Here is a 15116-nt window from a genome sequence, read left to right on the forward strand (position 1 = left end):
CGACCCGCGAGGACCTCACGCTCGCGCTGCGCGACCTCGCCCTCGTGCAGGACCAGCTGCCCCCGGCCGAGCGGCGACAGGCGGCGGCCTACCTCGCCCGCCCCACCGACCCGCCGGACCCGAGCGTGCCCGACCACCAGCAGGACCCGACGTACGACGGCCCGTCGAGCGCCGTCTGCTCCGCGGTCGTGTGCGTCCACTACGTCCGCAAGGGCGTCGACCCCCCGCCACGGCGTGCCGCGCGGCGACGACGGCACGCCCTACGGCACGGCCGGCAACCAGGTGCCCGACTACGTCGACCTGGTGCTCGCCGAGCTGACCCGCATCCACCGCAAGTACGTCGCCGCCGGCTACGACGCGCCGCTGCCCGACGACGGGATCGGCGTCGGCGCCCCCGACGGGCCGCACGCCGACAAGACCGACGTCTACCTCGCCGACATCGGCGGCAACGGCATCTACGGCTACTGCACCACCGACGACGAGGACGCCGGCCGCTGGAACAAGCACATCGGCGTCCACGCCTACTGCGTGCTCGACAACGACTACCGCACCGGCCAGTTCCCGTTCCACACGCCGCGGCAGAACCTGCAGGTCACCGCGGCTCACGAGTACTTCCACGCCATCCAGTTCGGCTACGACATCGCCGAGGACGGCTGGTTCATGGAGGCCACCGCCACCTGGGCCGAGGACGAGCTCTACGACGCTGTCGACGACAACGTCTCCTACCTCGCCCGCGGCCCGATCGGCCGGCCGCAGCAGCCGCTCGACTCCTTCCGCGGCCTCTACCACTACGGCGCCTGGATCTTCTTCCGCCACCTCACCGAGCGCTACTCCGCCAAGCAGGGCCCGCTCCCCCGCCTGGTGCGCGAGATGTGGGACCTCGCCCGCGGCGACGGCCAGAACCTCTACTCGCTGCACGCCATCAACCGCGCCCTGACCCGGCGCGACACCACGCTGCGCCAGCAGTTCGTCCGGTTCGCGACGAAGAACCGGCGCGCGCGGCAGGCCTACGCCGAGGGCCGGGCCAACCGGTATCCCTTCACCAAGCTGGCCGGCCGCGCCGTCCTCACCCCCCGGCGCCCCGAGCGCACGGGCCGTCGCGCGGCTCGACCACCTGACCAGCCGCACCCACCGGTTCCTGCCGGGCCAGAGGCTCGGCAAGGGCCGCTTCCTGCGGCTGCAGCTCGACCTGCCCCGCGCCGCACGCGGCGGTGCGGCGACCTACACCGTCAAGCGCACCGGTCGCGCCCCGGTCACCCGGCAGGTCCGGCTCGGCCCGAAGGGCAACAAGGTCATCGGCGGCAAGCGGATCCCCTTCACCCGCGGCCGCGTGCAGTGGGTCGAGGTCACCCTCGTCAACGCCAGCCGCCGCTACGACTGCAACTCCGGCTTCGGTCGCGGCCGCACCTGCCGCGGCCGGGCGCTCGACGACAACCGGCGGTTCGTGCTCCGGGCGACCGTCAGGTGAGGTCGTCAGGGTGAGAGTGACCTATGCATCACTCTCACCCTGACGACCTCCGGTTCAGAGGGCGCGGAGGTACGCCGCCAGCTCTGCGGGCCGGCTGAGCGCGTTGAGGTGCCCGCCCGGCACCACGTCGACCTCGATGCCGAGCCGCTCCTTCGCCACCCGGCGCTGGAACTCCACGGGGAACAGCCGGTCGTCGGCCCCGACCACCACCCGGGTGGGCACGTCGGGCCACCGGGTCAGCGGCCACGGCTCCTCGAACGGCGTCCCCGACTGGTCGACCGGGTCGGCGGCGAACGCCTCAGCCGTGATCTCCGGCGGCACGTCGTGGAAGAACGTCTCGCGCTCGTCGAACGGCCCGATCATCGCGGCCGCCTGGTCGGTGGCCTCCCACCACTCGCCGCCGGTCTCCCCGGGCTTCGCGATCATCGGGTTGAGCAGCACCAGGTGCCGCACGTCGAGCCGGTCGCAGAGCAGCGGGCCGGTCAGCGCGCCCATCGACTGGGCGACGACGACGTAGCCGTCGGGCGGCGGCTCACCCGCCGCGTCGACCAGCACGTCGACGTAGTCGTGCAGGCCGGCGGTCTCGTCGGCGGCGGGCAGGTCCGGCGCCACCGCGTCGTCGAGCAGCGGGACCACCCGGTGGAAGATCCAGCCCTGACCGCCGGCGCCGGGCACGAAGAGGTAGCGCATGCCGGGAACGACCCCGCACGCGGCCGGAACTCATCGGCGACTCATCGACGGCTCACCGACGGCCGGTCGCCCCCGTGCGGCGCGGCGCCGCGCCTCAGCCCGCGGCCGCGGCCAGCCGGCCGAGCGCCTTCCGGGCGACCTCGGGGTCGGTGGTGGTCCACATCGGCGGCAGGCTGGCCTTGAGGAAGCTGCCGTAGCGCGCGGTGGCCAGCCGGGGATCGAGAACGGCGACCACGCCGCGGTCGGCGCTGGTGCGGATCAGCCGGCCGGCGCCCTGGGCCAGCAGGAGTGCGGCGTGGGTGGCGGCGACCTGCATGAACCCGTTGCCGCCGGCCTGGTCGGCGGCGCGCTGCCGGGCGCTCATCAGCGGGTCGTCGGGGCGCGGGGAACGGGATCCGGTCGATCATCACCAGCTGGCAGGTGTCGCCCGGGACGTCGAGGCCCTGCCACAGCCCGAGGGTGCCGAACAGGCAGGTGTGGGGGTCGGCGACGAACTGCCGCGCCAGCTCCGGCAGCTGCGCGTCGCCCTGCGCGAGCGTCGTCAGGTGCGGCAGCTTGGTGCGCACGTGCTCGGCGGCCGTCTCGGCCGCGCGCCGGCTGGAGAACAGGCCGAGGGTGCGGCCCTCCGCGGCGTCGACCAAGTCGGTGATCTCGTCGAGCTGGGCCGGGCCGAGTCCGTCGCGGCCGGGCGGGGGGGCAGGTGGCGGGCGACGTAGAGGATGGACTGCCGGCCGTAGTCGAACGGGCTGCCGACGTCGAGGCCGGTCCACGGCTGGGCGTCGTCGCTCTCCGAGCCGCCGGGCGAAGGGGCGGCCACTCCGACCCGCTCGGACGGCTTGAGGCCGACGCTGGTGGCGAGGGAGGTGAAGTCGCCGCCGAGCATGAGGGTGGCCGACGTCATCACGACGGTCTTCTCGGCGAGCAGCTTGTCGCGCATCGGGCCCCCACACCTGGAGCGGCGCGACGCAGAGGTGCGGGGGAAGCCGGTCGGTGCCCTCGGTCAGCCAGAGGACGTCGGAGTCGGCGCACGCGGCCATCCGCTCGGCGGTGGCGAACAGCTCCTGCACGGCGCCCTTGGCCTGGGTGAGCCCGGCGTCGGGCTCGTCGGACCCTCCGGAGGAGTCGGCCTTGGGGAACGCCGAGACCAGCGCCCGGGCGGCGTCGCGGACCAGCGCGAGCGCGTCGGCCAGCTCCTCGGGCAGCGCCTCGAACCGGCCCGGCCGGGCGTCGGCGACCGCCGCCCGCAGCGCGTCGGCCGCGTCGGCCAGGTCGTCGGCCTCCCCGCCGTCGACGTGGCGCTGCGAGCGCCGGGCGGCGCGCTCGACCTCCGAGGCCCACAGCTCGTCGGTGGCCGCCTGGGTGACCCGGGCGGTCAGCTCGTGCGCCTCGTCGATGACGACGACGTCGTAGTCGGGGATCATCGGGATGCCCTCGATCGCGTCGATCGCGAGCAGCGAGTGGTTGGTGACGACCAGGTGGGAGCGCTGCGCCTTCTCGCGGGCGCGCTCGGCGAAGCACTCCTCGCCGAACGGGCACTTGGCGGCCCCGAGGCACTCCCGGGCGGTGACGCTGACCTGCCGCCACTCGCGGTCGGTGTGGCGCGGCGCGGCGTCCTTCTCGCCGGTGCCCTCGGCGCCGGCCTGCTCCTCGGCCCACTCCCGCAGCTCGAGGACCTTCTTGCCCATCGCCCCCAGCGCGGCCTCGGCCTGGATCAGCTCGCCCTGGTCGTCGGGCACGCCCTCGCGGACCCGGTGGAGGCAGGCGTAGTTGGAGCGGCCCTTGAGCACGGCGTACGACGTGTCGACACCCTTGCGGCCCGAGACCGCCTTCGTCAGCCGGGGGGATGTCGCGCTCGACGAGCTGGTGCTGCAGCGCCAGGGTCGCGGTGGCGACGACGACCCGCTCGTCGTGGAGCAGCGCGGGCACCAGGTAGCCCAGCGACTTGCCGGTGCCGGTGCCGGCCTGGACGAGCAGGTGCTGCTTGCCGGCCATCGCGGACGCCACCGCCTCGGCCATCGCCACCTGACCGGCACGCTCCTGGCCGCCGAGCGCCTCGACGGCCGCGGCGAGCAGGTCGCGGACCGGTGTGGAGGCGGAGGACTCACCGGGCTGGTCGGGCACCCGAGCACCCTAAGGCAGCCCGCCGACGCGCCGGGGACACCCTCCACAGCGCCGCTCCACCACCGCTCCAGCGCCGCTCCCTCACGCCGCGCGCCACCCGCCGTTCACACAGCTCCCGGGTTCGTAACACGGCCGACGCCGATGCCGGACCTCCGCGAAACCCGCGCTTCCTACGGTCGCCGGTGCCCGCAGCGCGCGACTCGGGGCCGCGCACCACTCACCGAGCAGCAAGGAACCGATCTTGCGTCCACCCAACCCTGCCCTGCGCGTCGTCACCGCGATGCTCCTCGCCTCGCTGGCAGCGGCCGTCCTGCCTGTCACGCAGGCCACCGCCGCGCCGGTAGCACCGACCCGGGCCGCGGCGGCCGCCGCACCCGAGGACCTGCCCGACCCGATGGAGCGCGGCGACTACACGCCCGCCACCGTCCAGGAGGCCAAGCTGGGGCTGGTCGCCCTGCAGGAGCCGGCGTCCAACGGCGCCGCGCCGCAGCCCGCCACGTCCTCGGCCGCGGAGGAGATCGAGGTCCGCGGCGCGCTCTACTACCCCGAGGACCGCACCGAGCCGTCGCCGGTCATCGTGCTCGTCCACGGCAACCACGGCTCCTGCGACACCGGCCAGGACTCCGCCAACCTCACCTGCGCACAGTTCAAGCGCAACGAGGCCGGCTACGCCTACCTCGGGGAGAACCTCGCCACCTGGGGGCTACACGACCTTCTCGGTCAGCCAGGACCAGCTGATGATGCGCCAGGACAACCCCAAGGGGAAGGGCATGCACCAGCGGCGGCTGCTGATCGCCGCGGCGCTCGACGCGCTCGCCGCGGCCAACGCCGAGGGCGGGCTGCCGGTCGACGAGCACACCACCATCGGCACCACCCTCGTCGGCAAGCTCGACATGACGCGGATCGGCCTGATGGGCCACTCCCGCGGCGGTGACGCGGTCACCAGCTTCATCGACTACAACCGGATCCGCACCGACGGCCCCCGCTACCCCCTGCGCGGGGTGATCTCGCTGGCGCCGGTCGACTACGAGCGCAAGGCGCCGTACGGGACGCCGTACATGGCGATCCTCCCCTGGTGCGACGGCGACGTGTCCAACCTGCAGGGCGCCCGCTTCTACGAGCGCGGTCAGTACCGCAACGGCAACGACCCGTTCCCGCGGATCCAGTCCTCGCAGCTGGGCGCCAACCACAACTGGTACAACACCGTCTGGTTCGCCGACGGCCAGGACGGTGGCAACGTCGCCGACGCGGCGTGCGGCGACTCGCGGCCCACCAACGGCAACAACGTGCAGCCCCACAACCTGCGGCTGAGCGGCGCGGCGAGCTATGACCCGCCGTCGTACGTCCTCGACAACTCCGACACCTACAACCCGCTGGTCAACACCAAGATCTCCGGCGACCCGGAGCGGATGGGCGACCAGGAGAAGATCGGCCTGGCGACGATGGCCGCGTTCTTCCGGCGGTACGTCGGCGGCGAGGGCGCGTTCGAGGCCTACATGACCGGCGAGCTGTCGGACACCGAGACCCACGAGCAGATCCCGGCCTCCGCCTGCCCGACCAGCGAGACCGGCACCCGGATCGCCTGCGCCGAGCGGGTCTCGACCAGCTACTTCGCCCCGCCGGAGGAGCGGGTCGACGTGATCCGGCCCGAGGCCACCAACCCGCTCGGGCTCAACGCCCTCGGCGGGTCGCTGTCGGGCAGCGGGTTCGTCAACCCCTACCTCGACAACGGCGCGGTGACGCCGCTGCCGAAGACGACCGCCGGCGGCTACGACTGGTGCAACCCGGAGCCCGACCACTTCGCCCCCGTCCCAGCTCGGGATCGGCACCCAGCCGACCGGCGCGAAGGCCTGCCCGCTGCCGGGCAAGGCCGAGCTGGGCGGCCAGAACGGCATCCGTGAGAACGCCCCCGTCAACCACTCCTACGGCCGCCAGCTGGCGCTGGCGTGGAGGGGGGACGCGGACGCCGTGCTCACCGCCGACATCCCGGCCGCCTCCGGCGACGTCAGCGACCTGAAGGCGCTGGCGATGGGCGCCGACGTCAACTTCTTCGACCCCCGCAACCCCGGAGCCCTGTCGGAGGAGCGCACCTACGACCCCGCCTCGACCAGCCAGGACTTCGAGATCGTGCTGGTCGACGCCGACGGCAACGAGGGCGTCGTCAACGCCGGCGACGAGCGGTGGGGCAACGCCCTGCACATGTCGACCGGCACCCAGACGTCGCGCACCCACATCGTGCTCGACCAGGTGCGGGTGCCGCTGACCGAGTTCGAGGCGCAGGGCGTCGACCTCACCTCGCTCGACACGCTCGAGCTGCGCTTCGGCGGAGAGGGCCTGCCGCAGTCGGGCTCGATCCAGCTGGCCGACGTGCGGTTCCAGGAGGCCGACGTCGCCGAGCCGCTCGTGCTCTCCGACGGCACCGACCCCGACCAGGGCGCCGGATGGGGCCCGCCGGCCACCGGCCCGGACCCGGCGGAGGTGCTGGCGTCGTACGACAACACGCCGGGCGCCGCGCGGCTCGTCGACACCGTGGGCCACGAGGACTCCGGCAGCGCCTGGGTCGTCGACGACGACCGGGCCGAGTGCCCCGACGCCGGGTTCACCTCCATCCAGGACGCCGTCGACCACGCCGCGCCGTGGGACACGATCGTGGTCTGCGCCGGCGTCTACGACGAGCGGTCCGAGCCGGTCTTCGGCCCCGGCAACCCGGTCGCGACCGGCGCGCTCAACGGCCTGACCATCACCAAGCCGCTGACGATCAAGGGCGCCGGCGCCGACCTGGTCACGATCCGGCCCGACCAGTCGCTCGACTCGCTGGCGGGGCTCGAGCCCTACCTGCGCGACGGCGGCGGCAACGTCATCACCGTGTCGCGGCAGTCGCTCGGCTCGACCGACACCAACGAGATGTTCGTCGACATCTCAGGCGTGACGGTGACGTCGGGGTCGACGTACGCCGAGGCGGGCATCGCGTTCTTCGGCGCCGCCGGCCGGGTCTCCGACAGCGTGGTCGGACCGCTGGCGACCGCCACCTCGGAGGAGGAGCTGGCCGACGCCCCGCACGGTTGGGGCATCGTGCAGACCGGCGTGATCCAGGGCTCCGGCCCCGGCACGGTGGAGACCGAGGTGACCGTCAGCGGCAGCCTGGTGACCGGCTACCAGTCCGGCGGCATCCTCTTCGACGGCGCGAAGGGCCCCGACGGGGCACCGGCCAACGTCGAGCGCACGGGGATCCGCCAGCACGGGTACGTCGTCGACACGGTCGTCCGCGGCCGGCCCGGCCGGGTCGTCCCGCAGACCGGCATCCACTACGCCAGCGGCGTCGACGGGTTCGTCCGGGGCAGCCGGGTCACCGGCAACTACTTCCGGCCCGACCCGGCTCAGTCGTTCGGCATCCTGCTGACCGACGCCGGCACCGAGGACGGCGGGCTGCTCGCCGAGGGCAGCGTCGTCACCGGCAACGGCTGGGCGGCGTACAACGCGAACGCCGACGGCACCGCGGTGCGCGAGGGTGCGCCGTTCACGGTGCGCGGCAGCTACCTCGGCACCGGCAACCCCGTCGTCGGTGGACCGGCCGACCCGAGCGAGGGCCTCGAGGCGGTCTCGGGCCCGGACAGCGGGGCGGCGGCCACGGTGGTCACCCCGCAGCGGCAGTCGGCGCCGATCCCCGGCGTCCCGACCGGACCGGGCTCGATGACCGACGAGGCGCCGGTCGCCGCGCTGGTCGACCCGGCGGGCGGCACCGAGGTGCTCGTCGGCGAGACGCTCTCGCCGCTCGTGCTCGGGCGGGACGACCACGCCGTGCGGTCGGCGACGCTGCTCGTCGACGGCGTCGAGATGGCGACCGACGACTCCGCGCCGTACTCCTTCGCCTGGACACCGGGCGCCGCGGAGGCCGGCGAGGACGTCACGCTCGAGGCGGTCGTGACCGACTCCGCTGGCCAGACCACCACCGCGCCGGCGCTGACCGTGACCGTCACTGAGGAGACGGTCTCCCCGCGGGTGAAGGTCGCCAAGGTGGTGAAGCGGAAGGGCAAGGGCACCGCGACCCTCGTCGTCGCCGTCAACACCCCCGGCCGGGTCACCCTGACCGGCGGCAAGGTGGTGCGTACGTCGACCACCGCCACCGCACCCGGCCGGGTGCGGCTCACGGTGAAGGCCAAGCCGGCGTTCCGCAAGGTGCTGCGCCGCAAGGGCCGACTGCCGGTCGCGGTGCGGGTGACCCTCGCCGCCACGTCCGGCGACGCGGCCACCGCGCGGAGGAGCGTGGTGCTCGTCAAGAAGTGAGGTGACACCGCCGGCGGCCCGCCCTCGGGGGCGGGCCGCCGGTGTTTTTGGGGCTGGTGTGAGGGGTGCGGGCACGGGGGGCGTCGTGCGGCCGGCGGTTCGGCGCGGGGGGCGCGGCAGCCACAGCCGGCGCAGATTCATCAAGGTATGCAGGCGAGTTGGCGCTCCCCACGGTGGGTACGCCGTGGGAGGCGCAGGTTCGTCGACATACCTTGATGAATCTGCGGCAGCCGGGGCGCGAGAGGGCAACAAGCTCAGCCCACCCCAACACCGGGCCCGCCCCACACCGGCCCGACACGGGGCCCGCCCCACACCGGCCCCACACCCGGCCCCAGCCTCAGCCCACGACAGCCTGGGCGGCGCTCCGGTCGACGGCCCGGTCGATCGACTCGGGTGAGAGGACGTGGCCGATCGCGAGGGCGGCGGCGCCGATGACGCCGGCCCGCTCGCCGGCGCGGGAGGTCGTGATGTGGAGGTGCTCGGTGGCGAGCGGCAGCGAGCGCTGGTAGACGACCTCGCGGATGCCGGCGAGGAGGCCCTCGCCGGCCATGGCGAGCCCGCCGCCGATGACGATCACCGACGGGTTGACGAGGTTGACCAGCGCGGCGAGCACCTCGCCGAGGTCGCGGCCGGCCTGCCGCACCACCTGGACGGCGGTCTGGTCGCCGCCGCGGACGAGGGCGACGACGTCCTCGCCGTCGGGCAGCTCGATGCCGGCGGCGCGGATCGCGTCGGCCAGGGCGGGCACGGCGGCGATCGCCTCGAGGCAGCCCTGGTTGCCGCAGCGGCAGGTGACGTCGGCGCCGCGGGCGACGTGGACGTGGCCGAGGTCGCCGGCGGTGCCCTGGGCGCCGCGCTGCAGGGCGCCGCCGGAGATGATGCCGGCGCCGATGCCGGTGCCGACCTTGATGAACACGAGGTCGTCGACGTCGCGCAGGTGGGCGTGCTGCTCGCCGAGCGCCATGATGTTCACGTCGTTGTCGACGAGCACCGGTACGTCGAACGCGCGCTGCACGTGCCCGGGGACGTCGTAGCGGTCCCAGCCCGGCATGATCGGCGGGTTGATCGCGCGGCCCGTCGAGTGCTCGACCGGCCCGGGCAGGCCGATGCCGATGGCGACCAGCTCGTCGGGGTCGCGCTGCTGCTCGGCGAGCAGCTCGTGGACGACCTCCTCGACCCAGCCGAGGACGCGCTCGGGGCCGAGCGCGATGTCGAGCCGCACGCCGCGCTCGGAGAGGATCCTGCCGTCGAGGTCGGCGATCGCCGCGCGGGCGTGGCTGGCGCCGAGGTCGACGCCGGCGACCACCCGGGCGCCGGGGTTGAAGGCCAGCAGCGACGGCGGTCGGCCGCCGGTCGAGACGCCGCCCACGGGGACGACGAGGCCCAGCCGCATGAGCGCGTCGAGACGCGCGGACACGGTCGACCGCGCCAGCCCGGTGACCTCGGCGAGCTGGGCCCGGGTGCGCGGCTGACCGTCCCGCAGAAGGTCGAAGACGTCACTGGGCCGCACGGGCCGAAGTCAAGCACGAGCCACTTCGGTACGTCCAGCGAACGACTTTTGCCGGACACTCGACAGAAGTGGGTGACGCGTGCCACAGTGACGCCGTGCCGCACCTCGTGGAGACCCCCCAGACCGCGGACCGAGGCGAGGAGCCCTCGGTGCTGCTGCGTGCCCGTGGGCTGACGAAGAGCTTCGTCGGCCACACCGTGCTCGCCGACATCGACCTCGACCTGCGCGCCGGGCAGGTGCACGGTCTGGTCGGCGAGAACGGCGCCGGCAAGTCGACCCTGATGAAGATCCTCGCCGGCGTCCACACCGCCGACCGCGGGACCGTCGAGCTCGACGGCCGCCAGGTCAGCTTCCACCACCCGCTCCAGGCCCAGGCCGCCGGCATCTCGACGGTGTTCCAGGAGTTCAACCTCCTCCCCGAGCGCACCGTCGCCGAGAACATCTGGCTCGGCCGCGAGCCGCGCCGCCGCGGCCTGGTCGACGTCGGCCGGATGCACCGCGACACCCAGGCGCTCCTCGACGACCTCGGCGTGACCGGGCTCCGGCCGCAGCAGCGGGTCCGCACCCTGTCGGTGGCCGAGCAGCAGGTGGTCGAGATCGCCAAGGCGGTCAGCTACGACGCCCGCATCATCGCCATGGACGAGCCGACCGCAGCGCTGGCCGACCACGAGGTCGCCCTCCTCTACTCGATCATCCGCGGCCTCACCGCCCGCGGCGTGGCGATCCTCTACGTCTCGCACCGGCTGAAGGAGATCTTCGACCTCTGCCAGACGATCACCGTCCTCAAGGACGGCCGCCACGTCGCCACCCGCCCCGCCACCGAGCTCGACGACAACGAGCTGGTGCGGCTGATGGTCGGCCGCGAGATGTCGGCGTTCTTCCCCGACCCGGTCGAGGGGACGTCGCTGGGCGAGCCGCGGCTGCAGCTGCGCGACGCGGGCAACGGGTACGTCGACGGCGTCGACCTCACCCTCCGCGCCGGCGAGATCGTCGGCATCTCCGGGCTCCAGGGCTCGGGGCGCACCGAGCTGATGGAGGCGATCTTCGGCGTCACCCCGTTCACGCGCGGCGAGATGCTCGTCGACGGCCGGGCCACCCGCCCGCGGTCCCCGCGCGCCGCCGTACGCTCCGGGATCGCGCTCGTCACCGAGGACCGCAAGGCCACCGGGCTCGCCCTCAACCAGTCGATCCTCGACAACGCGCTCGGCCCGGTCCGCGCCGTCTTCGCCCGCCGCTCCGGACGGGCCCGCCGTGAGGTGCCCGGCCTGCTGACCAACCTCGAGGTGGCCGCGCGGGCGCTCGACCAGGAGGTGCAGTTCCTCTCCGGCGGCAACCAGCAGAAGGTGGTGCTGGCCCGGTGGCTGGCCACCGACCCCAAGGTCGTGCTGATGGACGAGCCGACCCCGCGGCATCGACGTCGGCGCCAAGCACGCGATCTACGAGCTGATGCGCGTCCTGGCCAAGGAGGGCGTCGCCGTCCTCATGGTCTCCAGCGAGCTGCCGGAGGTGATCGGCATGTCCGACCGGATCCTCGTCATGCGCGACGGACGGCTGGCCGGCGAGCTGCCGGCGGGGTCGTCGGAGGAGGCGGTCCTCCAGGTCGCGACCGGAGCCTCGGAGGGAGCCCGATGAGCACGACGCACGCCGGCCGCCGGGTCGGTCTCCCCGACCGGTTCCGCAACCTCACCTCGACCGGGATCGTGCTCATCGTCCTGGTGGGTGCGGTCGTGCTCGGGTCGATCCTGACCGCCGTCGAGGGCCGCAACTTCTTCACCACGGGCAACCTGCGCGACATCCTGACCGCCACCAGCATCCTCGGCTTCATCGCGATCGGGCAGACGCTGGTGATCCTCGGCGGCAGCCTCGACCTGTCGGTGCCGTTCGTCGCCAGCCTCACCGGCGTGATCGCCGGTGGCATCATGGCCGGCGAGACCGGAAACGTGCTGCCCGGCATCCTGGCCGCGGTCGCCGTCGCGGCGGTGATCGGACTGGTCAACGGCGTGGTGGTGAGCATCTTCCACGTCCACGGGTTCATCGCCACCCTCGGCATGGGCCTGATCATCAGCGGCTACATCGCGACCAACTACCAGGGCAACCACGGCTCGGCGCCCCAGTCGTTCCGCTCGATCGGCATCTCGTTCATCGGCCCGCTGCCGGTCTCGACGCTGCTGATGCTCGGCTGCGCCGCGCTCGCGATCCTGCTGCTGCGCCGCACCCGCGTCGGCCACCACCTCTACGCCGTCGGCGGCAACCCGGAGGTCGCCCGGCTCTCCGGCGTACGCACCTCCGTCCCGATCATCACCGCCCACGTCCTGTGCTCGGTGCTCGCCGCGTTCGCGGGCCTGCTGCTGCTGGCCCGGCTCTCGGTCGGCAACCCGACGATCGGCAGCCAGGGCCAGTACGACCTGATGTCGATCGCCGCCGTCGTCCTCGGCGGCACGCTGCTCGCCGGCGGCAAGGGCAACATCACCGGCACCGTGGCGGGCGTCGCGATCTTCGCGGTGATGGACAACGTGATGGCCGTGATGCAGACCGACTCGTTCCTGCGCAACGTCGTCCGCGGTGTGGTGATCGTCGCCGCGGTCGCCGTCTACGCCCGCCGCGACATCGACCGCCGGCCCGCCCGGTTCGAGCGACCCGGCGTCCTCGACGCAGCCCTCCAGGAGGCGAAGTGAGCACGACCACCGCGACCCGCGCGTCCGCGCTGCCGCGCCACTCCCACGGCCTCGCCGGGCGGTTCGCCGCCACGGTGAGCACGCCGGGCGGCGCGATCTTCGTGCTGGCGATCGCGCTGCTGGTCGCCACGATCGTCGCCAACCCCAACTTCGGCGACCCGGGCGTGATCATCCGGTTCCTCGGCCGCACCGCGCCGATCGCCATCGCCGCGATCGGGCAGTACTACGTGATCGTCTCCGGCGAGTTCGACCTGTCGATGGGTGCGGTGATCGCGGCGCAGGTCGTGGTCGCGGGCAACTACATCGGCGACGACACCGGCCGCAACGTCACCGGCCTGGTCTTGATGCTCCTGCTCGGCGCGTTCATCGGACTCCTCAACGGGCTGGCCACGACGCTGCTCAGGGTGCCGAGCTTCATCGTCACGCTGGCGATGATGCTCGCGCTCACCGGCCTCGTGCGCTACCTGTCCGGAGGTGCGGCCGACGCGCCGCCCAACGAGGACTTCCGCCAGCTCGGCCGCGGCATCGTCGAGGACGTGCCGGTCGTCGAGGTGATCCCCTACCCGCTGATCATCCTCACCGTCCTCTGCGTCGCCGCCACCTGGCTGATGCGCCGGCCGTTCGGCCGCACGCTGCTCGCCGTCGGCGACAACCCCGACGCCGCCCGGGTCTCCGGCGCCCGCGTCTGGTGGGTCAAGACCCAGGCGTTCATCCTGTCCTCGCTGGCCGCCACCGTCGCCGGCATCATCCTCGTCGGCTACGCCGGCGTGCACCCCACCGTCGGCGAGGGCTACGAGTTCGCCGCGATCACCGCGGTCGTGCTCGGCGGCGTCGTGCTCGGCGGCGGCCGCGGCTGGGTGCTGTCCGCCGTCGCCGGCGCGTTCGCCCTCGAGCTGCTGTTCACCCTGCTCACCGTCCTCGAGGTCGAGTCCACGTGGCGCGACACCGTGCAGGGCGTGATCATCATCGTCGCCGTCGCCTTCGCCGCCCGCGCCTGGACGCTGGGCCGCCGTACGAGCACCCGGTCGACGACCCCCGGATCCTCGGGACCCGACAGTCCTTCTCCCACCACCGAGCCCACCCCGGGCACTCACACAGGAGGAAAATTGATGCGCAGAACCCACCTCAGGGGCGTGCTCGCAGGCGCGGCGGCTCTCGTCGTGCTGACGGCGTGCTCGACCGACGACTCGGGCACCGACTCCACGAGTGGTGACGACACCACGAGTGAGAACACCGGGGGGCTCGGAGGGCGACAGCGAGTGGTTCGTCCAGGCTGACTTCGACGAGCAGGAGTCGCAGATGGACGCCACGTTCGAGGGCAACCCCGACGAGCCGTGGCTGCAGTACATCGACGGCCCGATGACCGACACCCAGCAGTACGCCACGGACAAGCCGATGAAGGCGTGCTTCGCCAACGCCTCGATCTCCAACCCGTGGCGCCAGACCGGCTGGATCACCATGAACCAGCAGCTGAAGGTGCTCCAGGACTCGGGCGTGATCTCCGAGATGGAGACCCGCGACGCCGGTGACGACGACAACCAGCAGATCGCCGACATCGACTACTTCATCTCCGAGGGCAACTGCGACGCCTTCATCATCTCCCCCAACTCGACCGCGGCCCTGACGCCGGCCGTCGAGCGGGCCTGCGAGACCGGCAAGCCGGTCGTCGTGTTCGACCGCGGCGTCGAGACCGACTGCGCCACCACGTTCATCCACCCGATCGGTGGCTACGCGTGGGGCATCGCCACCGCCAACTTCCTCGTGGAGAACCTCGAGGAGGGCGACAAGGTCGTGGCCCTGCGGATCCTCCCCGGCGTCGACGTGCTCGAGACCCGCTGGGGTGCGGCGAAGCAGATCTTCGACGAGAACGGCATCGACGCGGTCGACTACTTCACCGAGGCCAATCCGGAGACGATCAAGCAGATCATCACCGACGAGCTCACCAAGGGCGAGGTCCAGGGCGTGTGGATGGACGCCGGTGACGGCGCCGTCGCCGCGATCGAGGCGTTCGAGGACGCCGGCATGGAGCTGCCGGTCATGACCGGTGAGGACGAGATGAGCTTCCTGCGCAAGTGGGAGGAGACCGGGCTGACCGGCCTCGCCCCCGTCTACTCCAACTTCCAGTGGCGCACCCCGCTCCTGGCGCTGGAGAAGATCGCCGCCGGCGAGCCGGTGCCGACCGAGTGGGTGCTCCCGCAGGAGCCGATCACCGAGGACCAGCGCGCTGACTACCTCGAGGCCAACGAGGGCATGCCCGACGGTCACTACGCGAAGTTCGGCGGCGAGGACCTGCCGGGCTACCCGGAGGTCTGGCAGGAGCGCCAGATCCCGTGACCTGAGTCCCGGTGACCACCGGGACGCCCCCCGC

8 protein-coding genes and 1 pseudogene are annotated in these 15116 nt (G+C 73.0%); 6 read left to right on the plus strand and 3 right to left on the minus strand.

Annotated elements, in window-relative coordinates; genetic code table 11:
- Positions 1-234 precede the first annotated feature (234 nt).
- Positions 235-1482 (plus strand): MXAN_6640 family putative metalloprotease, encoded by a 1248-nt coding sequence (locus MF408_RS05150; RefSeq protein ID WP_240250511.1) that lies wholly within the window; start codon positions 235-237, stop codon positions 1480-1482.
- Positions 1483-1522: 40 nt separating this feature from the next.
- Here MF408_RS05150 and MF408_RS05155 read toward each other — a convergent pair whose 3' ends face one another.
- On the minus strand, positions 1523-2158 hold the full coding sequence (locus MF408_RS05155) for an alpha/beta hydrolase (RefSeq protein ID WP_240250512.1): 636 nt from the start codon (positions 2156-2158) through the stop codon (positions 1523-1525).
- 94 nt (positions 2159-2252) lie between these two features.
- Positions 2253-4279 (minus strand): annotated as a pseudogene (locus tag MF408_RS05160) (ATP-dependent DNA helicase).
- Between the two features lie 737 nt (positions 4280-5016).
- Here MF408_RS05160 and MF408_RS05165 point away from each other — a divergent pair.
- Together MF408_RS05165 and MF408_RS05170 are read left to right on the plus strand one after the other, a co-directional pair.
- Positions 5017-6180 (plus strand): hypothetical protein, encoded by a 1164-nt coding sequence (locus MF408_RS05165; RefSeq protein ID WP_240250513.1) that lies wholly within the window; start codon positions 5017-5019, stop codon positions 6178-6180.
- A gap of 67 nt (positions 6181-6247) precedes the next feature.
- The gene (locus MF408_RS05170) at positions 6248-8563 is read left to right on the plus strand and encodes an Ig-like domain-containing protein (protein ID WP_240250514.1); all 2316 of its coding nucleotides are present in this window, start codon (positions 6248-6250) and stop codon (positions 8561-8563) included.
- A gap of 337 nt (positions 8564-8900) precedes the next feature.
- On the opposite strand, the gene MF408_RS05175 is transcribed toward MF408_RS05170, so the two are convergent.
- On the minus strand, positions 8901-10073 hold the full coding sequence (locus tag MF408_RS05175) for an ROK family protein (protein WP_240250515.1): 1173 nt from the start codon (positions 10071-10073) through the stop codon (positions 8901-8903).
- A 149-nt stretch (positions 10074-10222) separates the two neighbouring features.
- Between MF408_RS05175 and MF408_RS05180 the strand changes: the two genes are divergently transcribed.
- Genes MF408_RS05180 through MF408_RS05190 form a run of 3 tightly spaced genes read left to right on the plus strand, consistent with a single transcriptional unit; the run spans position 10223 to position 15082 of the window.
- On the plus strand, positions 10223-12748 hold the full coding sequence (locus tag MF408_RS05180; RefSeq protein WP_240250516.1) for an ATP-binding cassette domain-containing protein: 2526 nt from the start codon (positions 10223-10225) through the stop codon (positions 12746-12748).
- Positions 12745-14025, plus strand: coding sequence for an ABC transporter permease (locus tag MF408_RS05185; RefSeq protein ID WP_240250517.1), 1281 nt, complete (start codon positions 12745-12747; stop codon positions 14023-14025). Before MF408_RS05180 ends, MF408_RS05185 begins: the two co-directional genes overlap by 4 nt.
- A gap of 22 nt (positions 14026-14047) precedes the next feature.
- Positions 14048-15082 carry a substrate-binding domain-containing protein gene (locus MF408_RS05190; RefSeq protein ID WP_240250518.1) on the plus strand — a complete coding sequence of 345 codons (1035 nt, stop codon included), beginning with the start codon at positions 14048-14050 and terminating at the stop codon, positions 15080-15082.
- Positions 15083-15116: the final 34 nt, after the last annotated feature.

It is taken from the genome of Nocardioides sp. TF02-7 (genome assembly GCF_022437945.1).
In the GTDB taxonomy this organism is placed as follows: domain Bacteria; phylum Actinomycetota; class Actinomycetes; order Propionibacteriales; family Nocardioidaceae; genus Nocardioides.

Coding starts and splice junctions, on each gene's coding strand:
- MF408_RS05165 (WP_240250513.1), top strand. CDS start 5,017: ATGATGCGCCAGGACAACCCCAAGGGGAAGGGCATGCACCAGCGGCGG.
- MF408_RS05155 (WP_240250512.1), bottom strand. CDS start 2,158: ATGCGCTACCTCTTCGTGCCCGGCGCCGGCGGTCAGGGCTGGATCTTC.
- MF408_RS05190 (WP_240250518.1), top strand. CDS start 14,048: ATGGACGCCACGTTCGAGGGCAACCCCGACGAGCCGTGGCTGCAGTAC.